Source organism: Mesorhizobium amorphae CCNWGS0123 (assembly GCF_001686985.1).
GTDB classification, from domain to species: Bacteria; Pseudomonadota; Alphaproteobacteria; order Rhizobiales; family Rhizobiaceae; genus Mesorhizobium; species Mesorhizobium amorphae.
On record NZ_CP015318.1, the window covers coordinates 3,789,189 to 3,814,350 of the forward strand.

The window sequence follows — 25,162 nt, forward strand, 5'->3', positions numbered from 1 at the left end:
CCCTTGCCAAACGAGAACAAAAGTGGTACAAATAATCAGGGATCGCGGATTGTCCGGCCTTCATTGACGACCAAGGGGTGATGTATCATGGCTCAGAATACTTTGCGGCTTGTAGAGGATAAGGCAGTGGACAAATCAAAGGCCCTGGATGCGGCGCTGTCGCAGATCGAGCGCGCTTTCGGCAAGGGCTCGATCATGCGGCTCGGCGCCAATGAGCAGGTCGTCGAGATCGAAACCGTGCCCACCGGATCGCTCGGCCTCGACATCGCGCTTGGCGTCGGTGGCCTGCCGCGCGGCCGCATCGTCGAGATCTACGGGCCGGAAAGCTCAGGCAAAACGACGCTGGCGCTGCACACGGTAGCGGAGGCACAGAAGAAGGGCGGCATCTGCGCCTTCGTCGACGCCGAACACGCGCTCGACCCGGTCTATGCCCGCAAGCTCGGTGTCGACCTGGAAAACCTTTTGATCTCGCAGCCCGACACCGGCGAGCAGGCGCTCGAGATCTGCGACACGCTGGTGCGGTCCGGCGCCATCGACGTGCTGGTGGTCGATTCGGTTGCGGCGCTGACGCCGCGCGCCGAAATCGAGGGCGAGATGGGCGATTCGCTGCCCGGCCTGCAGGCCCGCCTGATGAGCCAGGCGCTGCGCAAGCTGACCGCTTCGATCTCGCGCTCCAACACCATGGTCATCTTCATCAACCAGATCCGCATGAAGATCGGCGTCATGTTCGGCTCGCCCGAAACCACGACCGGCGGCAACGCGCTGAAATTCTATGCCTCGGTCCGTCTCGACATCCGCCGCATCGGTTCGGTCAAGGACCGCGACGAGGTTGTCGGCAACCAGACCCGCGTCAAGGTGGTCAAGAACAAGCTGGCGCCGCCCTTCAAGGTGGTCGAGTTCGACATCATGTATGGCGAAGGCGTCTCCAAGACCGGCGAACTGGTCGACCTCGGCGTCAAGGCCGGTGTGGTCGAGAAGTCAGGCGCCTGGTTCTCCTACAACTCACAGCGCCTCGGCCAGGGCCGCGAGAACGCAAAGCTGTTCCTGCGCGACAATCCCGACACCGCGCGCGAGATCGAACTGGCGCTCAGGCAGAATGCCGGGCTGATCGCCGAGAAGTTCCTCGAAAATGGCGGCCCTGAGCGCGGCGAAGACGACGGCTTCGAGGAGGAATCCGGCGCGATGTAGGGCTTGCGAGCGGCGGCCGGAGTTCGGCCATAATCTCGGTCCATCACCTGAAGCTTATGTAATCGAGTTCTGTGTTGTTGCGTTTCGAACCGCCGGCCTTGCGCCGGCGGTTCGTGTTTTAGGCGGCACCTTGCGCAGCCGGCAAAGGGCTGCGTTTTCCCTCCATTTTCGGTGGTGGGTCAGTTTGAAATTCGATCAAGATGGATTGCCGAAGGCAATTGCCACGAGAATGGCCGCGCCGAAGCTGCAGAGATAGACAATGACACCATATGCAATCACCCGACGAGCAATCAGGAAACGGGGTGACCAATATTCAGCATACAGCCTTGCATTTCGTTTCCCCAGTCGTTCGCTCCATGGAAGGTTCCGTTCTTCATTTGACCCGTAGAAATCGGTCCGCACAAAAATGCTTAGAGTTGCGAAGAACATGGCGGCGAAACTCAGGACTGCGACAACGCAACAGGCGGCTATTGGAATAAACAAGTGAGGATTGTTCGCCCATTCATACCTCAAATGTCCTCACTCCTCCGCTATTTGTATGGGCCGCGAACCATCGGCTTCTCTGCCTCTTCGGCGGAATTTCAACTGACCCACTACCCCATTTTCGTGTTTCTGGACAGGCTGCGGCGTGATCGCTAAAAGGCCAAGTCCATCTTCCAATGGACAAGACCAGTTTCCGCCGGGTTGCCGGCGGTTTTCGCGAAAAGGCAGCACTCATGAGTGGCGTGAACGAGATCCGGTCGACATTTCTCGACTATTTCCGCAAGGAAGGCCACGAGGTCGTGGCTTCGAGCCCGCTGGTGCCGCGCAACGACCCGACATTGATGTTCACCAATGCCGGCATGGTGCAGTTCAAGAACGTCTTCACCGGCCTCGAGAAGCGGCCCTATTCGCGTGCCACGACCGCGCAGAAGAGCGTTCGCGCCGGCGGCAAGCACAACGATCTCGACAATGTCGGCTACACGGCGCGCCACCTGACTTTCTTCGAGATGCTCGGCAATTTCTCCTTCGGCGACTATTTCAAGGAGCGCGCCATCGAGCTTGCCTGGAACCTGATCACCAAAGAGTTCGGGCTGAACAAGGACAAGTTGCTGGTCACCGTCTATCACACGGACGACGAGGCGGCCGGCTTCTGGAAGAAGATCGCCGGCTTCTCGGACGATCGCATCATCCGCATCCCGACCTCCGACAATTTCTGGGCGATGGGCGATACCGGACCGTGCGGTCCGTGCTCGGAGATCTTCATCGACCGTGGCGAGCATATCTGGGGCGGTCCTCCCGGCACCCCCGAGGAGGACGGCGACCGCTTCCTCGAATTCTGGAACCTGGTGTTCATGCAGTATGAACAGGTGACCAAGGAGGAGCGCATCGACCTGCCGCGGCCGTCGATCGACACCGGCATGGGCCTGGAGCGCATGGCCTCCATCCTGCAAGGGGTGGAAAGCGTATTCGAAACCGATCTGTTCCGTCACCTGATCGATGCAGCGTCGTCTGCGCTCGGCCGCGGTCCGGATGCCGACACTGTCGGCTCGTATCGCGTCATCGCCGACCATCTGCGGTCTTCCTGCTTCCTGGTGGCCGACGGCGTGCTGCCGTCCAATGAAGGCCGCGGCTATGTGCTGCGTCGCATCATGCGCCGCGCCATGCGCCATGCGCAGCTGCTCGGCGCGAACGAGCCGCTGATGTGGAAGCTGGTGCCGGCGCTGGTCCGTGAGATGGCCCAGGCCTATCCGGAACTCGGGCGCGGCGAAGCGCTCATCACCGAAACGCTGAAGCTGGAAGAGACCCGCTTTCGCAAGACGCTGGCACGCGGCCTCGGCCTGCTTTCGGACGCGACGGAAACGCTCGGCGCCGGCGACATGCTGGATGGTGAGACGGCCTTCAGGCTCTACGATACCTATGGCTTCCCGCTCGACCTGACGCAGGATGCGCTGCGCCAGCGCAGCATCTCGGTCGATCTTGCCGGCTTCACCGATGCGATGGAGCGGCAGAAGGCCGAGGCGCGCAAGAGCTGGGCCGGTTCCGGCGACGCTGCCACCGAGACCGTCTGGTTCGCGGTGCGCGAGAAGACCGGCGCCACCGAGTTCCTCGGCTACGAGACCGAGCAGGCGGAAGGCCTCATCCTGGCGCTGGTCAGCGACGGCAAGACCGTCGACAGCGCGAACAAGGGTGACGCGGTTGCCGTGGTCGTCAACCAGACGCCGTTCTATGGCGAGTCCGGCGGCCAGATGGGCGACACCGGCGTCATATCAGGCGAAGGATTCTCGATCGCGATCTCCGACACGCAGAAGAAGGCCGACGGGCTGTTCGTGCATCTCGGCACGGTGGCCGACGGCACCGTCAAGACCGGCGCTGCCGTCGAGTTGAAGGTCGACCATGCGCGCCGCTCCAGGCTGCGCGCCAACCATTCTGCCACGCACCTGATCCACGAGGCGCTGCGCGAGGTGCTGGGTACGCATGTCGCGCAGAAGGGCTCGCTGGTCGCGCCCGAGCGCCTGCGCTTCGACATCTCGCACAACAAGCCCATTTCATCAGAGGATCTCGAAGAGGTCGAGCGCATGGCGAACGAGATTGTCGTCCAGAACAGCCCGGTGACCACGCGGCTGATGTCGGTCGACGACGCCATTGCCGAGGGCGCCATGGCGCTGTTCGGCGAAAAGTACGGTGACGAAGTGCGCGTCGTGTCGATGGGCACCGGCCTGCATGGCGCCAAGGCCAACCGACCCTATTCGGTCGAGCTTTGCGGCGGCACGCATGTCAGGGCGACCGGCGACATCGGCCTGGTGCGTGTTGTTTCGGACAGCGCGGTCGCCGCCGGCGTGCGCCGCATCGAGGCGCTGACCGGCGAGGCCGCCAGGAAACATCTCGACGAGCAGGACAGGCGGCTGAAGACGGTTGCCGCGACGCTTAAGATCTCGCCGGCCGACGTGCCGGCCCGCGTCGAGGCGCTGCTCGACGAGCGCAAGAAGCTCGAGAAGGAACTGACCGAAGCGCGCAAGAAACTGGCGCTGGGCGGTGGTGCCGCTGCCGGTGCGCCGGCCGAGAACGAGACCGTTGCCGGTGTCGGCTTCCTCGGCAAGGCCGTCTCCGGCGTGGCGCCGAAGGATCTGAAGCCGCTTGCCGATGCCGGCAAGACGTCGCTGGGCTCCGGCGTCGTCGTCTTCGTCGGCGCCGGCGAGGACAACAAGGCCAGCGTCGTGGTCGCCGTGACCGACGATTTGCTCAGTCGCTTCAGCGCCGTCGATCTGGTGCGCGTCGCGTCCGCGGCACTCGGCGGGCAGGGCGGCGGCGGTCGCCCGGACATGGCCCAGGCCGGCGGTCCCGACGCATCGAAGGCCAGCGACGCGATTGCAGCGGTAAGGGCGGCGCTCGAGGCCGCCTGAAAGCCACCACATGAAGGTCCTTGTTCTCGGCGGCTATGGTCTGATCGGGGAAGCCCTCATCGGCCGTTTGCTCCGCGACGGCCATCATGTGGCCGGCCTGGGCCGCGATGTTCTGGACGCTGAACGGCGCAGGCCAGCGGTACGCTGGATCGCGGCCGACATGTCGCGACTGCTTGCCGCTCAAGACTGGCTGCCAGTGGTTGCGGGCATGGATGTGGTCGTCAACGCGGCGGGCGCCCTGCAGGACGGCGCGCGCGACCATCTCGACGCCGTCCACCGGGGCTCGGTGGTGGCACTGGTGGCGGCGTGCGAACAGGCCGGCGTGCGCCGTTTTGTGCAGATCTCCGCGATCGGCGCCGATCTCGCCTCGGCAAATCCTTTCTTCAGCACCAAGGCGGCGGGCGACAAGGCCGTCGCGAGCTCGTCGCTGGAATGGACGATCCTGCGGCCGGGTCTGGTGATCGCGCCGGCGGCCTATGGCGGGACCGCGCTTTTGCGTGCCCTTGCAGCCTTCCCTTGTTTTGTTCCCGCGGTCCTATCGCGCCAGCCGATCCAGACCGTATCGGTCACCGACGTCGCCGAAGCGGTCTCACGCGCGGTCGCCGGCTCCCTGCCGCCGCGCCTTGGCGTCGATCTCGTCGAAAGCGAGGCCCGGTCTCTCGCCGATGTCCTGTCTGCCTTTCGCGCATGGCTTGGTCTGCCGCAGGCGCGGGTCGTGCCGATACCGGCCATCCTCGGTCGGCTTGCCGGCGCCGGTGCCGACGTCCTCGGCAAGCTTGGTTGGCGTTCTCCTTTGCGCAGCTCGGCACTTGCCGCGCTGGCAGACGGTGTTACGGGCAATGCCCAGTCCTGGAACGATGTTTGCGACCATAAGCTGCAGTCGCTGGAAGCAACGCTGGCCGACATGCCTGCGCATGTTCAGGAGCGATGGTTCGCCCGCCTCTGGCTGGCAAAGCCGGTCATCTTTGCCTGCCTGTCCCTGTTCTGGCTTGCTTCGGGCATCATCGGCCTGATCCGGCAAGACGAGGCCGCGGACATTCTCGTCTCGCGCGGCGTGCCGGCGAATCTCGCGCATATCCCGGTTCTGGTCGGCAGCGCCGCGGATATCCTTGTTGGCGCGGCGGTTCTGGTCCGGTCCTTGGCCAGGCCGGCGCTGCTGGCGATGATCGCGATCACGCTGTTCTATCTGGCGGCGTCGACGCTTCTTGCCCCCGATTTGTGGCTCGCTCCGCTGGGGCCATTGGTCAAGACAATTCCCGCGCTTTGCCTGGTGCTGGTCGCGCTTGCGGTTCTCGACGAGCGATGAGCCTCTGGGTCGACCTGCTGCACTGGGTGCACGTCATCGGTGCCACGGTGCTCTTCGGCACCGGCGCGGGCATCGCCTTCTTCATGCTGATGGCGCAACGTACCGGCCGCGCCGACCTCGTCGCCCATGTCGCGGGCACCGTCGTCATCGCCGACACCATATTCACGGCGACGGCCGTCATTGTGCAGCCGATATCGGGTGTGCTGCTGGCGCAGGCAACGGGCTGGCCGCTGTCCGAAGGCTGGATTGTGCTGTCCTTGCTGCTCTATGTCGTGACCGGTCTGTTCTGGCTGCCCGTTGTCTGGATCCAGATCCGGATAAGAAATCTGGCGCGACGGGCGGCCATCGAGAACGCACCGCTGCCCGCCGAAGAGCAGCGCTTGTTCCGCATCTGGTTCGCTTGCGGCTTCCCGGCTTTCGCCGCCGTGCTCGCCATTCTCTGGCTGATGGTCACCCGGCCCGAGATAGGGTTTTAGCTGTCGCCTTCTGCTGGGCCCGGTTTGCGGCGGCTCAATCGGCCTTTTCGGTCCTGGCGAAGCTCGCGCGCCCGGCGATGCGCGCCCACCAATCCCCGATCTCCGGAAACGTGGCCAGAAGTTCTTGCCCTTCGGCGACCTTGACGAAATAGCCGATGATCGGCGCCGCATGCAGGTCGGCCAGCGTCAAATCACTGCCCAGCAGCCATGGCCCCGGAGCCTTGAGTGAGGTGAGCACCCGCAGCACCGTCTCGGCTTGCCTCAGGCCGCTGGCAATCAGCGCCTCGTCCGGCGGCGTATTCTCCAGCCGTTCGACGGCGACATCCCAGACCATCGACCGATAGCCATAGGCGTCGAGCATGCCGATGATCTGGTTCATGACGGCTCGCCCGCGCGCGTCTTGCGGCTGCAGTGCCGGACCCTCGAAGGACTCGTCCACAAAACGCGCGATGGCGCTCGCCTCGAACAGGCGAAAGCCGTCATGCTCGAAGGCCGGGATGCGGCCGAACGGATGGTGATCGAGATACCAGGCCGGAACGCCTTCTGGCGCGAAGACATCGACCGGCACGAGCTCGTAGTCGACGCCCTTCTCCGCGAGGGCGAGGCGGACGATGCGCACATAGACGCTGTAGTCCGCCCCGTAGACGATGGGCTTGCCCATGGCGAGTGCCGGTCAGGCCATCGCCTTCTGCAAATTCTCGTCGATCTTGTCGAGGAAGCCGGTGGTCGAGAGCCAAGGCTGGTCGGGGCCGATCAGCAGCGACAGGTCCTTGGTCATGAAACCGCTCTCGACCGTCTGGATGCAAACCTTTTCCAGCGTCTCGGCGAAGCGCTTCAACTCGGCATTGTCGTCGAGCTTGGCGCGGTGGGCGAGCCCGCGCGTCCAGGCGAAGATCGAGGCGATCGAATTGGTCGAGGTCTCCTCGCCCTTCTGGTGCTGGCGGTAGTGGCGCGTCACGGTGCCGTGCGCGGCTTCGGCTTCCACCGTCTTGCCGTCCGGCGTCATCAGCACCGAGGTCATCAGGCCGAGCGACCCAAAACCTTGTGCCACCGTGTCGGACTGCACGTCGCCGTCATAGTTCTTGCAGGCCCAGACATAGCCGCCCGACCATTTCAGGCTGGAGGCCACCATGTCGTCGATCAGCCGGTGCTCGTACCACAGCTTCTTCGCCTTGAACTCGGCCTCGAACTCGGCCTCGTAAACCTCCTGGAAGATGTCCTTGAAGCGGCCGTCATAGGCCTTGAGGATGGTGTTCTTGGTCGACAGATAGACCGGGTAGTTGCGCAGTAGGCCGTAGTTCAGCGAGGCGCGGGCGAATTCGCGGATCGATTCGTCGAGATTGTACATGGCCATGGCCACACCTGCCGCCGGCGCGTCGAACACGTCGTGCTCGATCACCTTGCCGTCCTCGCTGACGAACTTGATCGTCAGCTTGCCCTTGCCGGGGAAGCGGAAATCGGTGGCGCGGTACTGGTCGCCGAAGGCGTGACGACCGACGATGATCGGCTTGGTCCAGCCGGGCACCAGGCGCGGCACGTTCTTCATGATGATCGGCTCGCGGAAGATGGTGCCGCCGAGGATGTTGCGGATGGTGCCGTTCGGCGACTTCCACATCTTCTTCAGCTTGAATTCCTCGACGCGCTGCTCGTCGGGGGTGATCGTCGCGCATTTCACGCCGACACCGTATTTCTTGATGGCGTTGGCCGAGTCGATGGTCACCTGGTCGCTGGTGGCGTCGCGGTGCTCGACGCCGAGGTCGTAATAGTCGAGCGTGAGGTCGAGATAGGGGTGGATCAGCTTGTCCTTGATGAACTGCCAGATGATGCGGGTCATCTCGTCGCCGTCGAGTTCGACGACCGGGTTCGCCACCTTGATCTTCGCCATGGAAAGAATGCCTCGTTGCTGGGGGTATCGGAACGGCCTGCCCGCATGGCTTTCGGCCGGGGATGCGGCTCGTATATCAAAGCATTTTTGGCCGCGCAAACGGCGATCCGCGCTGCTCGGTTCGACCGTGGCATCGGCAGGTCCTTGCTGGAGCTTCATTTTCGCGGCCGAATGTGGCAGGGGACGCTGAAATGCCGCAAACAGCAGTTCATTGACGACGATGTCAGCCGACGAAAATCCCAGCCACACCGCCGCCGCCGGCCCGGCGATCATCCTCGTCGAGCCGCAGCTTGGCGAGAATATCGGCATGGTCGCGCGCGCCATGGCCAATTTCGGGCTCGCCGAACTGCGCCTGGTCAATCCGCGCGACGGCTGGCCGAGCGAGAAGGCACGTGCTGCCGCCAGCCGCGCCGACCATGTCATCGATGCCGTCAAAGTGTTCGACGATCTCGCCTCGGCGATCGCCGATCTCAATTTCGTCTTCGCCACCACGGCGCGCGAGCGCGACGGCTTCAAGGCCGTGCGCGGCCCGGTCGAAGCGGGCAGGGCACTGCGGGCACGCCACACCGCCGGCCAGCGCACCGGCATCCTGTTCGGCCGCGAGCGTTTTGGGCTCTACAATGACGAAGTGGGTCTCGCCGACGAGATCGTCACCTTTCCCGTCGATCCGGCCTTCTCCTCGCTTAACATCGCCCAGGCGGCACTTCTGATGTCCTATGAATGGATGAAGTCCGGCCTCGAGGACGAGACCAGGACCAATTTCTCCGGCCCCGAAATGCCGCCGGCGACCAAGGAGCAATTGCACGGCCTGTTCGCCTATCTGGAAGGCGCGCTCGAAGCGCGCGGCTATTTCCGCCCGGCGCAGAAGAAGCCGAAGATGGTCGACAATCTGCGCGCCGTGCTGACGCGCGCCGGCTTCGCCGAGCCGGAACTCAAGGTGCTGCGCGGCATCATCTCGTCGCTCGACAGGTTTTCACCGGCGATGCCGCGCGGAGACGGTTCACCTGGAGATGATCCAAGGCGGCTTCCTGCAGCGCCGCGAAACCAGTCGCCGGACAAGGAAGAATAGAACCGGTTAAACTTGAGGCTCGCCAGTAACCGAATCTTATTCTGTTTCGTCCATTATCCCCAAAACTGGGGGTGTTGGATGTTTGCGTCCAGTATCGGTCGTTTGCGCTTCTTTCTTTACTCTGTCGCCGCGACCGTGGCGGAGATTGTGGCGATCGTCGTCTGCATCGCGGGAACGATCGGCTTCGCGGGGCTGATCAATTCGACACCCGGCCCGTCGCGGCAAGGGATGGCCGGCGTCATCCTGGTCATGTCCCTGGCGTTTGTGCTGCTGCGCGGCAACCTCGCCTGGCGCCGCAGCCGCGACGCCAACGGACGCAGTTGGATCCTGTGGGCCTACATCGTGTTCTCCGCCATCTACGCAGTCTTGCAGGCAGGGACCATGCTGGTCATCGACTTCGGCAACCCGGACAGCGTGCCCGGCGGCTTGAACCTGCTGGGCCTTTCCATATTCGGCCTCTGGGTAACGATCCTGGTGGCAAAGCCAGCCGCCGGCGTCGATATCGACGAACTGACATCTGTTTTTGATTTCGATGGCGCCGTTCCCGCGCCGGCGGGCGGCGGCAGGATGGCCGCGAGCGCTGCACCGTCTACCCCGCGTACCGCCGCGCCGGCCGCTCAGCCGATCGGCCGGCCACGGCCCGCCGGTTTCGGCAAGCGCGGGCTCTGAGCAGTTCCGGGAAGATTGGGTCTCCGGCCGGAACTGCGCAAAACTTGCTGGTATTCGCCACTTCAAGATCATGATCGTTCGCGATAGAAGCGCCTTGGCCAAATCATGGGCCAGCCTCTTCCCGTGGTCTCAATCCTCCTCGTGATCAGATGACAATGAACGATCGATCAAGCCACCGCCCGATCCTGATGTTCGATTCCGGCGTTGGCGGCCTCACAGTGCTGCGCGAGGCACGCGTGCTGATGCCCGATCGTCGCTTCGTCTATGTCGCCGACGACGCGGCTTTCCCCTATGGCGCCTGGGAGGAGCCGGCGCTGAAGCGCCATATACTGGAATTGTTCGCAAAGCTGCTCGACCGGTTTACGCCGGCCATTTCGGTGATCGCCTGCAACACGGCCTCGACGCTGGTCATCGATGCCTTGCGCGACAGATTTCCCGGCCATCCTTTCGTCGGCATGGTGCCGGCGATCAAGCCGGCGGCGGAGCGCACGCGCTCGGGCCTGGTCTCGGTGCTGGCCACGCCCGGCACCGTCAAGCGCCAATATACGCGCGACCTGATCAGCAAATGGGCGTCGAAATGCCATGTCCGGCTGGTTGGCTCCGACCGCCTGGCGCCATTGGCTGAAATCTACATGCGCGATGGCTTCGTCGACGAAGAGGCCGTGCGCGCCGAGATCGCGCCGTGTTTCGTCGAGCGCGACGAGCTGCGCACCGACATCGTCGTGCTTGCCTGCACCCACTATCCCTTTCTCGCGAACCGCATGCGCAAGACGGCACCCTGGCCGGTCGACTGGCTCGATCCCGCCGAAGCGATCGCGCGTCGCGCCGTTTCGCTGCTCGCCGACATCGATCCCAACGGTCGCGGCGAGGTCTTGCCGGAAGGCGCCGACCTTGCCGTCTTCACCTCGAACAGAACCGATTTCCCGACCCGCCGGCTGCTGCAGGGCTTTGGGCTGGCGATGTCCTGATCGCCGGCAGCGGGAACATCATCGGGGACGGCTGCGTTTTCCTCCCATTGCAAACGGGAGAACCGATCATGCCAGCCACCTCGAAAGCCCAGCAAATGGCTGCCGGCGCGGCACTGTCTGCCAAGCGCGGCGAGACGAAGAAGAGCGAGCTCAAAGGCGCATCGAAGGAAATGTACGAATCGATGAGCGAGAAGCAGCTCGAGGAATTCGCCGAGACCAAGCGCAAGGGGCTGCCCAGGAAGAAGCATTGACGCGCCACACCAGAGGCGGTCCATCAAAAAAGCCCGCGGCCAGAACCGCGGGCTTTTTGATGGCGATTGTCAGTCCTCTGGGGCCGAAGCCGGGCTTACCAGCGCAACCAGCAGCGCTTTACCTTGTAACGGATGACCTTCTTGTGGCCGTGCCGCCACACGACCTTCTTCTTGACCACGATGCGGCAGACCTCATGTGGCCGGTGGCCATGCCAATGCCGCGCCTGTGCCGGTTCCGGCACGGCAACGGACATCGACCCTGCCAGTACGGCTGCACCCACCAACGAAAGGAAGTACTTCTTCATGCGACTTCGGGCTCCTCTGGCTCCGTTCCCTTCCTTCCGCATCGGCCCGAAAATCGATCGATTTTCGGAAAGCACGATGCGAAACTCTAAAAGTCCTTTGAGCGTACTTTGTGCGTCCGAATGGACGCACGTCGCTCAAATGCCGCCGGCGCAACCTCCCGCCACATCCGGAACCGCACTCAACCCAAAGATGTTATATTGTCGCCATCGCCGGCGCCAGCCGCGAGCTTGACACCGGTTAAATCTCCGTTTAACCAGCGCCCCAACACCGGGCCGCAATGCCCGGTCGTTTATTTTGCATGGCAAGACCTCAGGGAAATCAGGTTTTTCGTTTCCTTGGTCTTGTTTGAACTGACGTGTCCCGTGGGTTTTCCGTCGCGTTGCGTGGAAAACCCTGTCAGGTCTCGAAAACGGAGGCCAGAGGAGGGCGCGTTTCCTTCACCCGGACCATGAGGTTCCGGGTGGTTTGTTTTGAAAGGGAATGCGATGAGCAAGCGCGAATCCGCGAAGTACAAGATCGACCGCCGTCTTGGCGAAAACATCTGGGGCCGCCCGAAGTCCCCGGTCAACAAGCGTGAATACGGCCCCGGCCAGCACGGCCAGCGCCGCAAGGGCAAGCTTTCCGATTTCGGCCTGCAGCTGCGCGCCAAGCAGAAGCTGAAGGGTCACTATGGCGACGTTTCGGAAAAGCAGTTCCGCAAGGTCTATGAAGAGGCTGATCGCCGCAAGGGCGACACCTCGGAGAACCTGATCGGCCTGCTCGAGTCGCGTCTCGACGCGGTCGTCTACCGCGCCAAGTTCGTGCCGACCATTTTCGCCGCCCGCCAGTTCGTCAACCACGGCCACGTCAACGTCAACGGCAAGCGCGTCAACATCGGCTCGTACCGCTGCAAGCCGGGCGACGTAGTGGAAGTGCGCGAGAAGTCGAAGCAGCTGGTGATAGTGCTGGAATCGGTTGGCCTCGCCGAGCGCGACGTGCCCGACTACATCGAAGCCGACCACAACAAGATGGTCGCGACCTTCGCCCGCATCCCCGGCCTGTCGGACGTTCCGTTCGCTGTGCAGATGGAACCGAACCTGGTCGTCGAATTCTATTCGCGCTGATAGGTTGCTCTCTGCGACACTATCGAAGGCCGCCCGTCGAGGCGGCCTTTTTCTTTTGTGCATCGCGCTTTGCCAAAAACCGATTTCGATTTCTGGGCCGATGCGCTAATCCGGGCGCAACAGGGATTTGGGCCGACGCGCCATGAACATGTTGCCAGACGCCGATTCACTTGAACCCGTTGCCGATGCCGAAGGCGGCTTTCATCCGCTGTTTGCCGAGGTGCCGTCTTCCGTCGAGTTCAACAAGCTGCGCAAGCGGCTGCTCAGGCTCACCCGTCAGGCGATCGAGGATTTCGCGATGGTCAGGCCCGGCGACCGCTGGCTGGTGGCCTTGTCCGGCGGCAAGGATTCCTACGGCCTGCTCGCCGTGCTGCTTGATCTCAAATGGCGCGGGCTGCTGCCGGTTGAGCTCTTGGCCTGCAATCTCGACCAGGGCCAGCCGAATTTCCCGAAGCACATATTGCCGGACTATCTCGACAGAAACGGGATTCCGCACCGCATCGAGTATCAGGACACCTATTCGGTGGTCACCGACAAGCTGCCCGAGGGCAGCACCTATTGTTCGCTGTGTTCGCGGCTGCGGCGCGGCCACCTCTACCGCATCGCGCGCGAGGAGGGCTGCGCCGCGTTGGTGCTCGGCCATCACCGCGAGGACATCCTCGAAACCTTCTTCATGAACCTGTTCTATGGCGGCCGTCTCGCCGCCATGCCGCCAAAGCTGCTCAACGACGACGGCGATGTCATGGTGCTCAGGCCGCTCGCCTATAACGCCGAGGCCGATCTCGAAAAGTTCGCCGCGGCCATGAAATTCCCGATCATCCCTTGCGACCTCTGCGGCAGCCAGGAAGGCCTGCAGCGCAACGCCATGAAGGCGATGCTGGACGACCTGGAAAAGCGCATGCCCGGCCGCAAGGACACGATGATCCGCGCCATGGCCAATGTGCGGCCCTCGCATCTGCTCGACCGAAAACTGTTCGATTTCGCCGCTCTCAACGAAGCTCCAGATCTCCGGCAAGACAATCCTGATGACATTTGACGACAAAGCGATCGACTGGCTCGCCGACCTCCTGTCCGACGTGGCCAAAGCCGAGATCATGCCGCGCTTTCGCCGGCTGGGCGAGGGCGACATCCGCCAGAAGACGTCCGCCGCCGACCTGGTCACCGAAGCCGACGTCAATGCCGAGCGGCTGATCACCGCCAGGCTGCGCGAGCGCTATCCTGAGGCCATGATCGTCGGCGAGGAAGCCTGTTCCGACAATCCGGCGCTGCTTGGCGGCCTCGGCGATGCCGATCTCGCTTTCGTGATCGATCCGGTCGACGGCACCTTCAACTTCGCCTCCGGCGTGCCGCTGTTCGGCGTCATGCTGGGGGTCGTGGTCAAGGGCGAGACGGTCGCCGGCATCATCCATGATCCGGTCGGCAAGGACTGGCTGATGGGCGCCAGGGGCGCCGGCAGCCATATCCGTCACGCCCATGGCAGCCTGGAGAAGGTGCGCGTCGCGAAGCCGGTGCCGATCTCGCAAATGACTGGCGCGGTGTCATGGCAATACATGCCGGAGCCGGAACGCTCGCGCCTGGCGCGCAACCAGACCAAGTCGCTCTCGCAATTCGGCTATCGCTGCGCGGCGCATGAATACCGCCTGCTGGCCAGCGGCCATGCCCATTTCGTCGTCTACGCCAAGCTAATGCCGTGGGACCATCTGGCCGGTGCGCTGATCCATACCGAGGCCGGCGGCCATGCCGCGCGCTTCGACGGCAGTGCCTACCGGCCTTCGCATCTCGACGGTGGCCTGCTCGTCGCACCCGACAGACAAAGCTGGGAGGAGTTGCGCCGCGAACTCTGGGCCGAATAGGCGATGAACCCTCGGTCCGCACTTGTCGCAGCGGCCCTTGCCGTCGCGCTTGTTGCCGGTTCCAGCGAAGCGGGAGCACAAGCTCGCACCTGTCGCAGTGCCGACCCCATCGACACACTGAAGGAGATGTCGGCCGCCATCTATGCTTGTTGGAAGCCGCCTCCCGGAACCGCAGGCATGTCCCTTACGCTGCGGTTCTCGCTCCGCCGAAACGGCACGCTCATCGGCAAGCCGCGCGCGACCTTTTCCGATCTGGGAACCGACAGCGCTTTGAACCGGGCCTTCGTGGCTTCCATCCTCGAGGCACTCGACGAGGCTCTGCCGCTGCCCTTTTCGGACAGCATGGGCGGCGCAATCGCAGGGCGTATGCTTGCCCCTCGCTTCACGGCAACCTTTGAAAGGGCCTCGTGAAGCGTGTCGCCCAAAGGTGCGCAGCGGTTTTGGGACAACGACACGCACAAAACAAAAACTTAGAGCGCGCCTGCGTGCATCAAACGGGTGGATTTTGCGGCTGGAACATCTTGCCGTGCTCGGCGATGAAGATCATCAGCAATGCCGCGACCGACACGCTGCAGAAGCCGGCGGCCAAAGGCGTCACCGTGCCGTTGAAGGCCTGGCCGATCAGCGTGCCGAGGATGCCGCCGAGGAAGGTCTGCATGAAGCCGAGAATGGATGATGCCGTGCCGGCCAACTGCCCGAGCGGCTCCATGGCCAAAGCGTTGAAGTTGGCGCCAAGCGCACCGAACGGCACCATCGCGCCGGCAAAGAAGGCCATGAACAGCCAGAGCGGCATCTTCATTTCCAGGGACACCAGCAGCCACGCAAGGCTGATCACCAGGAACAGCAGCAGCGCGCTCTGCGACAGCCGGCGCATGCCGAAGCGGCCGACGAGGCGTGAGTTCAGATAGTTGGAAAAGGCGAGCACCGCCGCGACACCGGCGAAGATGACCGGGAACATCTCGCCGACATTGAACACGTCGACATAGATCTGCTGGGCCGAGGCGATGAAGCCGAACATGGCGCCGAAGATGAAGGTGCTGGCGAAGGCATAGCAGAGCGCGATGCGGTTGGTGAGCACGATGCGAAAACCGCCGACGATGGATGCGGCCGTCAGCGGCCGGCGATACTCGGGATGCAGCGTTTCGGGCAGGCGCAGCAGAGACCAGGCGGACACGATCAGCGCGCCGGCCGCCATGGTGATGAAGATCCAGTGCCAGGAGGCAAACAGCATGATGAACTGGCCGATAGCCGGCGCCACCACCGGAATGGCCATGAACACCATGAAGATCAGCGACATGACTTCGGCCATACGCCTGCCGTCGAACGTATCGCGCACGATCGAGACGGCGATGACGCGCGTGGCGGCCGCACCAATGCCTTGCACCATCCGGAGCAGAAGCAGCGTCGCGAAAGACGGGGCGATTGCTGCCGCGCCGGCCGCGAGCACATAGATGATCAGCCCGGCGACAAGCGGAGGGCGGCGCCCGAAACGGTCGGAGATCGGCCCGAAGAAAAGCTGTCCGCCGCCGAAGCCAAGAATGTAGGCGGTGATCACATATTGGCGATGGTTCTCATTGATCACGCCGAGCGAGGCGCCGATCTGCTGCAGCGCCGGCAGCATGATGTCGATGGCCAGGGAGTTGAGCGCCATCAGCGCCGCGCACAGCGCGATAAATTCCCAGCGCGGAATAGGCAGGCTGCCTGTCTGCTGCGGCGCTTCAACCTGCTTGTCCACGGCAAAAGTCCGATCTTTCAAACGAGTAAGCGCCGGAGAACCGGCGCATTGGCTCGTCTCATTCCCGGGGCCCGGGAGCTAGAATTGCCGAGGTGGGGGCAGCCCCGAACGCTTTAGTGCATGTCGTCCAATGCACTAACCGAAATCAGGCGGCGCCTTTGACGCTGACGCCTTTTTCGACGAGGAACGTCTGCAGTTCACCCGCCTGGAACATCTCGCGCACGATGTCGCAACCACCGACGAACTCGCCCTTGACGTAGAGCTGCGGAATGGTCGGCCAGTTGGAATATTCCTTGATGCCCTGGCGCAATTCCGCCGAGTCGAGCACGTTCACGCCTTTGTAGTCGGCCCCGATATAGTCGAGGATCTGGACCACCTGGCCGGAGAAGCCGCACTGCGGAAAACCGGGCGTGCCCTTCATGAAGAGCACCACGTCGTTGCTCTTCACTTCGCTGTCGATGTAGTCGTTGATACCGCTCATGGAGAATCCTTTCACGCCTGTGGGAGTCAGGCTCGAAACATAGCCATCAAATAAACCCATAGGTTGACCGAAACAAGATGTTTGCGCCGCCGCCGCGGAAATGGCGCAAAGGATCGCCGATGTTGGGCCAAGCTTCTGGGCCAACTGCTTTCTCCGGGACGTGATGAAAAGACGATATGGCGCCGCGATCCTGATCGCCATCCTGCTGGTGGCACTGGCTCTGGCCTGGTGGTCGAGGCGCCCTGCGCCGCCGCCGCTGGTCGTCGGTGGCGAACTGCCGGCACCGTGCCGGGATGTCGGCTTCGAGGCCGTGTCCTATGTCGTCTGCGAGATCGACCTTCGCACCAACAGCATCGGCGTCTTCCATGCCGGCGCCGATGGCAAGCCGTTCGGTTCGCTGCAGGCTTTCGACAAGGCGATGCAGGCTCAGGGCCAGCCGGTTCTGCTCGCCATGAATGGCGGCATGTACCACGAAGACCTGACGCCGGTCGGCCTTCTGATAGAGGATCGTATTCAAAAATCGCCGCTCAACCTCGCCGACGGCGAGGGCAACTTCTTCCTCAAGCCGAACGGCGTGTTCCTGATCGGCAAGGATGGCAAGGCGGCGGTCATGGAGGCGAGCGCCTATGCCACCGCCAGGCCGGATGTGGCGTTTGCCACGCAATCCGGGCCGATGCTGGTCATCGACGGCCAGCTTCACCCGCGCTTCGAGCCGAACGGCACGTCGCGCTACATCCGCAACGGTGTCGGCGTGCGTGACGGCAATACGGTCGTGCTGGCGATCTCGCGCTCGGCGGTCAGCCTTGGCAGCTTCGCACGGCTGTTTCGCGACGCGCTCGGCTGCCCCAACGCGCTGTTTCTCGACGGCGCGGTCTCGGCGCTGTCGGGTGGCGAGCGGATGATCGTCGGCGGACATTATCCGGCGGGGCCGATCATCTCCGTCTCGGCGAAGAGACCCGCGGCCGGGTAGACTCCCAAAGGAGAGCTTTCGTCTGCCCTGTCCGGCGTCAATTGGCCGCTGCCGAATATAGCTATAGCTAAATCTTGAAGCATACGCTATCCTTACCGCGATCTGGAGGAACGCAGGCATGCGCGAAACGAAATCCTTGTTGGAGCGAAAGCTCGATCGAAGGCTGCTTCTGGCCGGTGGCCTTATGGCTGCCGGCGGCACGGCGGTCGCGGCGAGTGCCGCCCGCGGGCAGACAAGCCACGCCGGTCACGAGATGCCGGCGGCAGCTGCAACTGAAGCGCAGCCGGCGCATCTTTCGGCCCATGGTTCGATGATCACGGTCGGCGATGTCGACGATGCCCGCAACGGCTTCGATCCTTCGAAGCTGCTGAGCGACTGGTACACCGGAACGGTGTCGACACTGCCGGACGGGCGGACGCTTCGCACCTTCGAGGTCACGGCCGAGGACAAGGAGATCGAGATTGCGCCGGGCATCATGTTCCCGGCCTGGACCTACAATGGTCGTGTGCCGGGACCGACTTTACGAGCGACCGAGGGCGAGCGGCTGAGGATCGTCTTCCGCAACCAGGGTTCGCATCCGCATTCGATGCATTTTCACGGCATCCATGCCGCGCGCATGGACGGCGTTCCAGGCGCCGGCCTGATCGGGCCGGGCGAGGAGTTCGTCTACGAGTTCGATGCCAGGCCGTTCGGCTGTCATCTCTACCACTGCCACGCCCTGCCGCTGAAGCGGCACATCCAGAAGGGCATGTACGGCGCCTTCGTGATCGACCCCGATCCGGCCCGGCATCCGGAGCACGAAGCGGTCGCCCGCTCGCGCCTGCTCGGCACGCCCGAGAATGCCGGCTGGCAGGAATTCGTCATGGTCATGAATGCCTTCGACACCAACTTCGACAACGAGAACGAGGTCTACGCCGTCAACACGGTCGCTCACGCCTATGCGAAGAAGCCGATCCGGGTGCTGAAGGACAAGCCGGTCCGCATCTATCTCGTCAATGTCGTCGAGTTCGACCCGATCAACTCCTTCCACCTGCATGCCAATTTCTTCGATTACTACAATCAGGGTACGACGCTCACGCCCACGCTCAAGACGGTCGACTTGATCACTCAGTGCCAGGCCGAGCGCGGCATCCTCGAGTTCCATTTCCGGGAGCATGAGCCAGGGCTCTACATGTTCCATCCTCACCAGTCGGAATTCACTGAACTCGGCTGGTCCGGCATGTTCGACGTCGTGGAGGCCGTGTCGTGACCGATCTGAGCCGGACTTCCGCCGACACACGCGCCGACCGCCCAAGGTCGGCCTATCTGCTCTGGGTCGCGCTGCCGCTCGTCGTGCTCGGGTTGGCCATCGCCTGGCTGGTCTCCTCGGACCCGCTGTCGAGCTTCCGCAATGGCGCGCCGGCGGTCGAGAACCTCACTTTCGAACGGACGATCCTGGGGGCGGACGGCATCCGCGTCCTCGTCCGAGCCGGCGGATCGGAACCGATGACCATCGCGCAGGTCCAGGTTGATGATGCCTACTGGCAGTTCACGCAGGACCCGCCTGGACCGATCGCACGCGGCGCCACCGCCTGGATCAGCCTGCCGTATCCATGGGTTCTGGGGGAGGCGCATGCGATCAACGTCGTGACCAACACCGGGACGACGTTCGGGCATGAGATCGCCGTCGCCGTACCAACGCCGACACGCGATTCGCTGAGCTTTGCCGCCCAGGCGGTGCTTGGCGCCTTCGTCGGCATCCTACCCGTGGCGATCGGCCTTATGTTCTATCCCGCGCTCCGCGGCGTTGGACGGAACGGCATGGACTTCCTTCTGTCGCTGACCGTCGGCTTGCTCGCCTTCCTGTTCGTCGATGCCCTGGAGGATGCGTTCGAGCTGGCCGGCGAGGCCGCCGCCCTGTTCCAGGGACCGACCATGGTCGTGCTGGCCGCCACGGCCAGTTTCCTGCTGCTGATGGCGGCGGGCCGGCGGAGCGGGACACCGACGGGGTTGGCTCTCGCCACCTTCATCGCGCTCGGCATCGGCCTGCACAATCTCGGCGAAGGGCTGGCGATCGGCGCCGCCTTCGCCTCGGGCGCGGCGGGGCTCGGCACCTTCCTCGTGCTCGGCTTCACACTGCACAACATCACCGAGGGTATCGGCATTGCCGCTCCGATCCTGAAGCAGCGGCCGCCATTGCGGACCTTCGCCGCGCTGACGCTGCTGGCGGGCGGCCCCGCCGTGATCGGCCTGTGGATCGGCAGCCTTGCCTATGCTCCACAATGGTCGGCGCTGGCGCTGGCGGTCGGCGCCGGGGCAATCCTGCAGGTGATCGTCGAACTGGTGTCGATGCAGCTTCGTCAGCGGACCGACGGCACACGCGCCTTGTTCGCACCGAGCGCGATGGCTGGTTTGGCGGCCGGCGTTGGCTTCATGTACCTGACGGCGATGCTGGTAAAGATCTGAGCGTCGCCGGCCGGAAGTTCAGTCCGGGACGCTGGTCTGTAGGGCGAGTGCGTGGAGCACGCCGCCCATATTGCCCTTCAGCGCGTCATAGACCATCTGGTGCTGCTGGACGCGGCTCTTGCCGCGAAAGCTCTCGGCCACCACTTCGGCCGCATAGTGGTCGCCGTCTCCGGCGAGGTCGCGAATCGTCACCTTGGCGTCCGGAATGCCTTCCTTGATCAGCTTTTCGATGTCGTGGGCATCCATTGCCATGGCAAAATCCTGTTTCGAGCGGGGCAGTTAGGCAGCTTATATATAGTGTGACTCGGGCGAGCCTAAAGCCTTTCCAGTTCGGATTGAAGCCGTTCCATCCGTGGATCTACGGGCCATCCTGCCGGGGACGGACCGCACCGCCCTCGCCGATGTCATCGCGCATCGAGAAAGCCCGCCCGAGGCTGAAGGTGAGCACGTAGAGCGGGATATTGATCACCAGGCAGACGATGGGAAGATAACTGGTCATCTGCCAGAGCGGCGAGAAGAAGGGCTGACCATAGCCGTCGCAGACCAGAGACGAGCCGTATTCCCACACCGCCCCGGTGGCCATGGCGACGGCGAAAAGCTTGAGGCAGGTGACGATCTGGCGTGCCCGCGCGGCCTCAGGCGAAAGCCGGTTCCACAGCGCCAGGCAGATGATCGGAACAGCATAGATCAGGTTCTGCGCGAGCAGCATCGGCAGCGTGCCGTTGGCCGCAGCAAGAAACTCCGCCCGCGTTTCCAGGCGGGGGCAAACTTCGCTTCCGGTCGTCGACAGCAGGAAAAAGACGAACGGCCCGAGAAACCAGAAGAAGAACAGCGACGGCCAGAAGACGACTGCGAGCAGCGCCCGGACGGCCAGCCTGGTGGTCAAATGGCCTGATCCATGAAGCGCGGGAACCAGCCTTCGTGAGCGGCTGTCAGGTCGCTGACCGGGATCGCGCGCGCATCGCCGAGTTTCAGTTCGCTGCCGCCGGTCGAGCCGATCCAGGGCGCGAAGATGCCGAGCTTGCTCTGCTCATCGCGAATGGCGTCCCATTCCTTGCTTTGCGGATCGACCGACAGCGTCAGCAGATAGCGGCCCTGATCCTCGCCGAACCAGACCGGGATCGGGTCGGTGCCGGTCAGCCCGGGGATGGTGGCGCCGATGCCCGACGCCATCGCCATTTCGGCCAGGGCCACGGCGATGCCGCCATCGGAGACGTCATGCGCCGCGGTTACCACGCCGGAAGCGATCAGCGCGCGCACATGATCGCCGACGCGCTTTTCATGCTCGAGGTCGACCGGCGGCGGCGGGCCGTCCGCGCGGCCATGGATGTCTCTGAAATAGACGGACTGGCCGAGATGGGTTCCCCACATGGACGGCGCACCGACCAGTATGATCATCTGGCCTTCGGCGGCAAAGCCGATCCGCGCCATCTTCGACCAGTCGGCGATCAGCCCGACGCCGCCGATGGTCGGTGTCGGCAGAATGCCGCGCCCATTGGTTTCGTTGTAGAGCGAGACGTTGCCGGAGACGATCGGGAAGCCGAGCGCGCGGCAGGCGTCACCAATGCCTTTTACCGCGCCGACCAGCTGGCCCATGATCTCGGGCCGTTCCGGATTGCCGAAATTGAGATTGTCGGTGGCGGCCAGCGGCAGCGCTCCGGTGGCGGTCAGGTTGCGCCAGCATTCGGCCACCGCCTGCTTGCCGCCTTCATACGGGTCGGCCTCGCAATAGCGCGGCGTCACGTCGGAGGAGAAGGCGAGCGCCTTGGTCGGATGGCCCTCGACACGGACAACGCCGGCGTCACCGCCCGGAAGCTGCAGCGAATTGCCCTGGATCAGCGTGTCGTATTGCTCCCACACCCAGCGGCGCGAGGAGAGGTCCGGCCCGCCGAGCATCTTGAGCAGGGCGTCGGCGACGTCGGCCTTGGGCGCATCGTTGGCGGCCAGCGGCGCCGGCTTCTTCGACTCAACCCAGGGGCGATCATATTCGGGCGCCTGGTCGCCGAGATCCTTGATCGGCAGATTGGCGACCTCCTCGCCCTGATGAATGACGCGGAAACGCAAATCGTCGGTGGTCTTGCCGACGATGGCGAAGTCGAGGCCCCATTTGTGGAAGATCGCCTCGGCTTCCTTCTCTTTTTCCGGGCGCAGCACCATCAGCATGCGCTCCTGGCTCTCGGACAGCATCATCTCATAGGCACTCATGCGCTCCTCGCGCACCGGCACTCTGTCGAGGTCGAGCTCGATGCCGAGGTCGCCCTTGGCACCCATCTCGACCGCCGAGCACGTGAGGCCGGCCGCACCCATGTCCTGGATGGCGATCACAGCGCCCGAAGCCATCAGTTCGAGGCAGGCTTCGAGCAGGCACTTTTCGGTGAAGGGGTCGCCGACCTGAACGGTCGGGCGCTTCTCCTCGATCTTGTCGTCGAATTCGGCCGACGCCATGGTGGCGCCGCCGACGCCGTCGCGGCCTGTCTTGGCGCCGAGATAGACGACCGGCAGGCCGACGCCCTTGGCCTCGGACAGGAAGATGGCGTCCGTCTTGGCAAGGCCGGCAGCGAAGGCATTGACCAGGATGTTGCCATTGTAGCGGGCGTCGAAATTCACCTCGCCGCCGACCGTCGGCACGCCGAAGGAATTGCCGTAGCCGCCGACGCCGGAAACAACGCCGGCGACGAGATGCCGGGTCTTGGGATGGTCCGGCGCGCCGAAGCGCAGCGCGTTCATAGCCGCTACCGGCCGCGCACCCATGGTGAAGACGTCGCGCAAAATGCCGCCGACGCCGGTCGCCGCTCCCTGGTAGGGCTCGATGTAGGACGGATGGTTGTGGCTCTCCATCTTGAACACGACGCAATCGCCGTCACCAATGTCGACCACACCGGCATTCTCGCCCGGACCCTGGATGACCTGCGGTCCGGTGGTGGGCAGCGTGCGCAGCCACTTCTTCGAGGATTTGTAGGAACAGTGCTCGTTCCACATCGCCGAGAAGATGCCAAGTTCGGTGAAGCTCGGCTCGCGCCCGACCAGATCGAGGATGCGCTGGTATTCATCGGGCTTCAGCCCATGCGAGGCAATGAGTTCCGGGGTGATCGGCACGGAATTGGAAATGGTCATGGGCGGCGATTTGTATCCGTGGGAGCGGGGATTTTGAGTCCCCTCTTATCGCAAGCTTCCGCGCGATACACCCCATCGAATGACGAAAAACGCCGGAAAACCACAGGCTGGCGCTTGCTCGCTGGTAGGCTTAGCGGAGGGCGGGGCGAAATCAGGAAAAACTGTCGTAGCCGGCGCGGCCTTCGTCGAGCAGTCGCCGAATGACCGCGACGCCGCCGGCGACATCCTTGCCCTGCCTTGGCTGCGAAACGCCGAAACGCACGCCGTGGAAGACTTGCTCGGAGCGGCCGGCCTTGAACTCGTCCTCGTCGTCGATGAGCACGCCATGCTCGAGGCAGGCATTCTTGAAGGTGCCGGAGAGCCAGGGGTCGGGCAAGGTTAGCCAGACGAAAGGCACGCTGTCCTTGGCCCTGAATTCGAAACCGGAGAGCGTCTCGCGCACGATGGCGATGCGCGCGCCGATTTCGGCGATGCAGCGCTTGCGGATATCGCTGGCCTGGCCTGACAGCACCAGCCGCGAGCCGACCTCGGCCAGCAGGAAAGGGAGGCCGCCGGTCATCATCTTGTGGGCGACGCGGATGCGATGGCGGTAGGCCGGCGGACAGGCGAGCCAGCCGCCGCGAACGCCCGCCGCGACCGATTTCGACAGGCCGCCGGCAACGATGGTTCTTTCGGGCGCATATTCCGCGAGCAGCGGCGTCGGATCGTCGGTCAGGTCGCCGTAAAGATCGTCCTCGATCAGCACGACATTGTACTCACGGGCGACGCGCGCGATCGCTTGCCGGCGATCCGCTGAATGCGTCACCAGCGTCGGGTTCTTGGCCGTCGGCATCAAGAACATCATCTTCGGGTGCTTTTGCGCGCAGACGCGCTCGAAATCGTCGGGGTCGATGCCGCCCTCGTCGGATGCCACCAGCGCGGTCCTGCGGCCGATCAGGCCGGCGCTGCGCGATATCTGCGAATAGGTGAGGTGCTCGAAGGCGACATAGTCACCGGGCGTGGTCAGCGCGGCGATGGCGGCCATCACCGCTGCATGGGTGCCGAGCGTCGGCACGATGGCGTCAGCCGCCGGCCGGAACGAGTTCCGCGATAGCCAGCGGGCGCCGGCCTCGTACCAGCGCGCCGGGAAATCCCGCGTGTAGCTCGAAATGTCGTACGGATGCTCCTGCGCTATGCGCGACAGCACTTCGGCGATGATGGCGCCCTGACCGATGTCGGGCGCGGCCGTGCTGTCGAAGCGCAGCTTGCCTATCGGCGCGTCGATAAAGCGCGTGCCCTGCACATCGGGCGGCGGGAGATCGGACTTCGTTTCAGACTGCTGGGCGAGCACGTAGGTGCCGCGGCCGACCTCGCCGCTGACCAGCCCGCGCTCGCGCAGCAACTGATAGGCCCGGCCGACGGTGCCGACGGTGGTGCCGATATCGTAGGCGAGGTCGCGCTGCGGCGGCAGTTTTGCCCCGGCGTCGATGACGCCGCGATCGATATCTGACTCAATGCTGTCAGCAAGGCGCTGGTACAGAGGGCCGGAACCGGCGGTGAGATCGGGAAGCCAATTTGTCATGGTGACAATTTTCTACATTGCACCGCACAAGGAGTCAATCCATATGCGCAGTGCATGGAAATGGGTACAAAGGCAACTTTTGGCAGAATGACAATGGATACAATCGAGACAATTCGTTACGCGGGAACTGAATGGATCGGGCAGACGCAACGCCCGTCGGCACGGCCGACCCACGGCCGTCGTCTCATGCGTTTGGTCCGCTCGCTCGCCATGTGGGTGGCCAGGCTGCTGGAGCGCCGGCGCAGCCGGCTGGCTTTGCTGGAAATGACCGACGAGCAGCTCAAGGACATCGGCGTTTCGCGCTGCGATGCCCATCGCGAAGGCCTGAGGCCGTTCTGGGATTGAGCGCTGCCGGGCTCGCACCTTCCGCGCAGGTCTCTAGCAATTCCAGGAAAAGTG

25 protein-coding genes are annotated in these 25,162 nt (G+C 63.8%); 16 read left to right on the plus strand and 9 right to left on the minus strand.

Going from position 1 to position 25,162, the window contains the following annotated elements; all coding sequences use genetic code 11:
- Positions 1–87: 87 nt before the first annotated feature.
- The 4 genes from recA to A6B35_RS17775 all read left to right on the plus strand — a co-directional run bounded on the left by recA (position 88) and on the right by A6B35_RS17775 (position 6,353).
- On the plus strand, positions 88–1,188 hold the full coding sequence (recA, locus tag A6B35_RS17760) for a recombinase RecA (protein WP_040584057.1): 1,101 nt from the start codon (positions 88–90) through the stop codon (positions 1,186–1,188).
- 716 nt (positions 1,189–1,904) lie between these two features.
- Positions 1,905–4,571: an alanine--tRNA ligase gene (alaS, locus tag A6B35_RS17765; RefSeq protein WP_040584094.1), complete on the plus strand. Its 2,667-nt coding sequence runs from the start codon at positions 1,905–1,907 to the stop codon at positions 4,569–4,571.
- Positions 4,572–4,581: 10 nt separating this feature from the next.
- A complete protein-coding gene (locus A6B35_RS17770; RefSeq protein WP_006206008.1) occupies positions 4,582–5,877 on the plus strand; it encodes an SDR family oxidoreductase in 1,296 nt (431 codons plus the stop codon).
- Positions 5,874–6,353: a DUF2269 family protein gene (locus A6B35_RS17775; protein WP_006206009.1), complete on the plus strand. Its 480-nt coding sequence runs from the start codon at positions 5,874–5,876 to the stop codon at positions 6,351–6,353. The genes A6B35_RS17770 and A6B35_RS17775 overlap by 4 nt, the downstream gene beginning before the upstream one ends.
- Positions 6,354–6,387: 34 nt before the next feature.
- Here the strand turns inward: A6B35_RS17775 and A6B35_RS17780 are convergent, their stop codons facing one another.
- Positions 6,388–7,014, minus strand: a complete 627-nt coding sequence (locus tag A6B35_RS17780) for a glutathione S-transferase family protein (RefSeq protein WP_006206010.1) — start codon at positions 7,012–7,014, stop codon at positions 6,388–6,390.
- Between the two features lie 12 nt (positions 7,015–7,026).
- Positions 7,027–8,238 (minus strand): NADP-dependent isocitrate dehydrogenase, encoded by a 1,212-nt coding sequence (locus tag A6B35_RS17785; protein WP_006206011.1) that lies wholly within the window; start codon positions 8,236–8,238, stop codon positions 7,027–7,029.
- A 220-nt stretch (positions 8,239–8,458) separates the two neighbouring features.
- Between A6B35_RS17785 and A6B35_RS17790 the strand changes: the two genes are divergently transcribed.
- From A6B35_RS17790 to A6B35_RS17805, 4 genes are all read left to right on the plus strand, one after another.
- The gene (locus tag A6B35_RS17790; protein WP_006206012.1) at positions 8,459–9,307 is read left to right on the plus strand and encodes an RNA methyltransferase; all 849 of its coding nucleotides are present in this window, start codon (positions 8,459–8,461) and stop codon (positions 9,305–9,307) included.
- Positions 9,308–9,454: 147 nt separating this feature from the next.
- Entirely contained in the window at positions 9,455–9,976 is a 522-nt protein-coding gene (locus A6B35_RS17795; protein ID WP_139032266.1) for a hypothetical protein, read from the plus strand.
- A gap of 155 nt (positions 9,977–10,131) precedes the next feature.
- On the plus strand, positions 10,132–10,944 hold the full coding sequence (gene murI / locus A6B35_RS17800; protein WP_006206014.1) for a glutamate racemase: 813 nt from the start codon (positions 10,132–10,134) through the stop codon (positions 10,942–10,944).
- 68 nt (positions 10,945–11,012) lie between these two features.
- Positions 11,013–11,195 carry a DUF3008 family protein gene (locus A6B35_RS17805; RefSeq protein WP_006206015.1) on the plus strand — a complete coding sequence of 61 codons (183 nt, stop codon included), beginning with the start codon at positions 11,013–11,015 and terminating at the stop codon, positions 11,193–11,195.
- 95 nt (positions 11,196–11,290) lie between these two features.
- On the opposite strand, the gene A6B35_RS17810 is transcribed toward A6B35_RS17805, so the two are convergent.
- Positions 11,291–11,500: a hypothetical protein gene (locus A6B35_RS17810; protein ID WP_006206016.1), complete on the minus strand. Its 210-nt coding sequence runs from the start codon at positions 11,498–11,500 to the stop codon at positions 11,291–11,293.
- A 486-nt stretch (positions 11,501–11,986) separates the two neighbouring features.
- Between A6B35_RS17810 and rpsD the strand changes: the two genes are divergently transcribed.
- The 4 genes from rpsD (at position 11,987) to A6B35_RS17830 (ending at position 14,868) form a co-directional block, all read left to right on the plus strand.
- The gene (gene rpsD, locus A6B35_RS17815) at positions 11,987–12,604 is read left to right on the plus strand and encodes a 30S ribosomal protein S4 (RefSeq protein WP_006206017.1); all 618 of its coding nucleotides are present in this window, start codon (positions 11,987–11,989) and stop codon (positions 12,602–12,604) included.
- 142 nt (positions 12,605–12,746) lie between these two features.
- Positions 12,747–13,640 carry a tRNA 2-thiocytidine(32) synthetase TtcA gene (ttcA, locus tag A6B35_RS17820; protein ID WP_006206018.1) on the plus strand — a complete coding sequence of 298 codons (894 nt, stop codon included), beginning with the start codon at positions 12,747–12,749 and terminating at the stop codon, positions 13,638–13,640.
- On the plus strand, positions 13,630–14,457 hold the full coding sequence (locus tag A6B35_RS17825) for an inositol monophosphatase family protein (protein ID WP_006206019.1): 828 nt from the start codon (positions 13,630–13,632) through the stop codon (positions 14,455–14,457). The genes ttcA and A6B35_RS17825 overlap by 11 nt, the downstream gene beginning before the upstream one ends.
- Positions 14,458–14,583: 126 nt before the next feature.
- The gene (locus A6B35_RS17830) at positions 14,584–14,868 is read left to right on the plus strand and encodes an energy transducer TonB (RefSeq protein WP_006206020.1); all 285 of its coding nucleotides are present in this window, start codon (positions 14,584–14,586) and stop codon (positions 14,866–14,868) included.
- A 79-nt stretch (positions 14,869–14,947) separates the two neighbouring features.
- Here the strand turns inward: A6B35_RS17830 and A6B35_RS17835 are convergent, their stop codons facing one another.
- Together A6B35_RS17835 and grxD are read right to left on the minus strand one after the other, a co-directional pair.
- Entirely contained in the window at positions 14,948–16,147 is a 1,200-nt protein-coding gene (locus tag A6B35_RS17835) for a multidrug effflux MFS transporter (protein ID WP_040584098.1), read from the minus strand.
- A 190-nt stretch (positions 16,148–16,337) separates the two neighbouring features.
- Positions 16,338–16,673 carry a Grx4 family monothiol glutaredoxin gene (gene grxD / locus A6B35_RS17840; protein WP_006206022.1) on the minus strand — a complete coding sequence of 112 codons (336 nt, stop codon included), beginning with the start codon at positions 16,671–16,673 and terminating at the stop codon, positions 16,338–16,340.
- A gap of 163 nt (positions 16,674–16,836) precedes the next feature.
- Between grxD and A6B35_RS17845 the strand changes: the two genes are divergently transcribed.
- From A6B35_RS17845 to A6B35_RS17855, 3 genes are all read left to right on the plus strand, one after another.
- Positions 16,837–17,643: a phosphodiester glycosidase family protein gene (locus A6B35_RS17845; RefSeq protein WP_244426118.1), complete on the plus strand. Its 807-nt coding sequence runs from the start codon at positions 16,837–16,839 to the stop codon at positions 17,641–17,643.
- 118 nt (positions 17,644–17,761) lie between these two features.
- The gene (locus tag A6B35_RS17850) at positions 17,762–18,892 is read left to right on the plus strand and encodes a multicopper oxidase domain-containing protein (RefSeq protein WP_006206024.1); all 1,131 of its coding nucleotides are present in this window, start codon (positions 17,762–17,764) and stop codon (positions 18,890–18,892) included.
- The gene (locus A6B35_RS17855; RefSeq protein ID WP_006206025.1) at positions 18,889–20,088 is read left to right on the plus strand and encodes a ZIP family metal transporter; all 1,200 of its coding nucleotides are present in this window, start codon (positions 18,889–18,891) and stop codon (positions 20,086–20,088) included. The genes A6B35_RS17850 and A6B35_RS17855 overlap by 4 nt, the downstream gene beginning before the upstream one ends.
- Positions 20,089–20,106: 18 nt before the next feature.
- Here A6B35_RS17855 and A6B35_RS17860 read toward each other — a convergent pair whose 3' ends face one another.
- The 4 genes from A6B35_RS17860 to A6B35_RS17875 form a co-directional block, all read right to left on the minus strand.
- Positions 20,107–20,340, minus strand: coding sequence for a BolA/IbaG family iron-sulfur metabolism protein (locus tag A6B35_RS17860; RefSeq protein ID WP_006206026.1), 234 nt, complete (start codon positions 20,338–20,340; stop codon positions 20,107–20,109).
- Between the two features lie 106 nt (positions 20,341–20,446).
- Positions 20,447–20,974, minus strand: coding sequence for a hypothetical protein (locus A6B35_RS17865; protein ID WP_006206027.1), 528 nt, complete (start codon positions 20,972–20,974; stop codon positions 20,447–20,449).
- A complete protein-coding gene (purL, locus tag A6B35_RS17870; protein ID WP_006206028.1) occupies positions 20,971–23,202 on the minus strand; it encodes a phosphoribosylformylglycinamidine synthase subunit PurL in 2,232 nt (743 codons plus the stop codon). Before purL ends, A6B35_RS17865 begins: the two co-directional genes overlap by 4 nt.
- Positions 23,203–23,353: 151 nt before the next feature.
- On the minus strand, positions 23,354–24,763 hold the full coding sequence (locus A6B35_RS17875) for an aminotransferase-like domain-containing protein (RefSeq protein WP_006206029.1): 1,410 nt from the start codon (positions 24,761–24,763) through the stop codon (positions 23,354–23,356).
- A gap of 93 nt (positions 24,764–24,856) precedes the next feature.
- On the opposite strand from A6B35_RS17875, the gene A6B35_RS17880 reads away from it, so the two are divergent.
- A complete protein-coding gene (locus A6B35_RS17880) occupies positions 24,857–25,108 on the plus strand; it encodes a DUF1127 domain-containing protein (RefSeq protein WP_006206030.1) in 252 nt (83 codons plus the stop codon).
- The last annotated feature ends 54 nt before the right edge of the window (positions 25,109–25,162 follow it).

Coding starts and splice junctions, on each gene's coding strand:
- recA (WP_040584057.1), top strand. CDS start 88: ATGGCTCAGAATACTTTGCGGCTTGTAGAGGATAAGGCAGTGGACAAA.
- alaS (WP_040584094.1), top strand. CDS start 1,905: ATGAGTGGCGTGAACGAGATCCGGTCGACATTTCTCGACTATTTCCGC.
- A6B35_RS17770 (WP_006206008.1), top strand. CDS start 4,582: ATGAAGGTCCTTGTTCTCGGCGGCTATGGTCTGATCGGGGAAGCCCTC.
- A6B35_RS17775 (WP_006206009.1), top strand. CDS start 5,874: ATGAGCCTCTGGGTCGACCTGCTGCACTGGGTGCACGTCATCGGTGCC.
- A6B35_RS17780 (WP_006206010.1), bottom strand. CDS start 7,014: ATGGGCAAGCCCATCGTCTACGGGGCGGACTACAGCGTCTATGTGCGC.
- A6B35_RS17785 (WP_006206011.1), bottom strand. CDS start 8,238: ATGGCGAAGATCAAGGTGGCGAACCCGGTCGTCGAACTCGACGGCGAC.
- A6B35_RS17790 (WP_006206012.1), top strand. CDS start 8,459: ATGTCAGCCGACGAAAATCCCAGCCACACCGCCGCCGCCGGCCCGGCG.
- murI (WP_006206014.1), top strand. CDS start 10,132: ATGAACGATCGATCAAGCCACCGCCCGATCCTGATGTTCGATTCCGGC.
- A6B35_RS17805 (WP_006206015.1), top strand. CDS start 11,013: ATGCCAGCCACCTCGAAAGCCCAGCAAATGGCTGCCGGCGCGGCACTG.
- A6B35_RS17810 (WP_006206016.1), bottom strand. CDS start 11,500: ATGAAGAAGTACTTCCTTTCGTTGGTGGGTGCAGCCGTACTGGCAGGG.
- rpsD (WP_006206017.1), top strand. CDS start 11,987: ATGAGCAAGCGCGAATCCGCGAAGTACAAGATCGACCGCCGTCTTGGC.
- ttcA (WP_006206018.1), top strand. CDS start 12,747: ATGAACATGTTGCCAGACGCCGATTCACTTGAACCCGTTGCCGATGCC.
- A6B35_RS17825 (WP_006206019.1), top strand. CDS start 13,630: ATGACATTTGACGACAAAGCGATCGACTGGCTCGCCGACCTCCTGTCC.
- A6B35_RS17830 (WP_006206020.1), top strand. CDS start 14,584: ATGTCGGCCGCCATCTATGCTTGTTGGAAGCCGCCTCCCGGAACCGCA.
- grxD (WP_006206022.1), bottom strand. CDS start 16,673: ATGAGCGGTATCAACGACTACATCGACAGCGAAGTGAAGAGCAACGAC.
- A6B35_RS17845 (WP_244426118.1), top strand. CDS start 16,837: ATGAAAAGACGATATGGCGCCGCGATCCTGATCGCCATCCTGCTGGTG.
- A6B35_RS17850 (WP_006206024.1), top strand. CDS start 17,762: ATGCGCGAAACGAAATCCTTGTTGGAGCGAAAGCTCGATCGAAGGCTG.
- A6B35_RS17860 (WP_006206026.1), bottom strand. CDS start 20,340: ATGGCAATGGATGCCCACGACATCGAAAAGCTGATCAAGGAAGGCATT.
- purL (WP_006206028.1), bottom strand. CDS start 23,202: ATGACCATTTCCAATTCCGTGCCGATCACCCCGGAACTCATTGCCTCG.
- A6B35_RS17875 (WP_006206029.1), bottom strand. CDS start 24,763: ATGACAAATTGGCTTCCCGATCTCACCGCCGGTTCCGGCCCTCTGTAC.
- A6B35_RS17880 (WP_006206030.1), top strand. CDS start 24,857: ATGGATACAATCGAGACAATTCGTTACGCGGGAACTGAATGGATCGGG.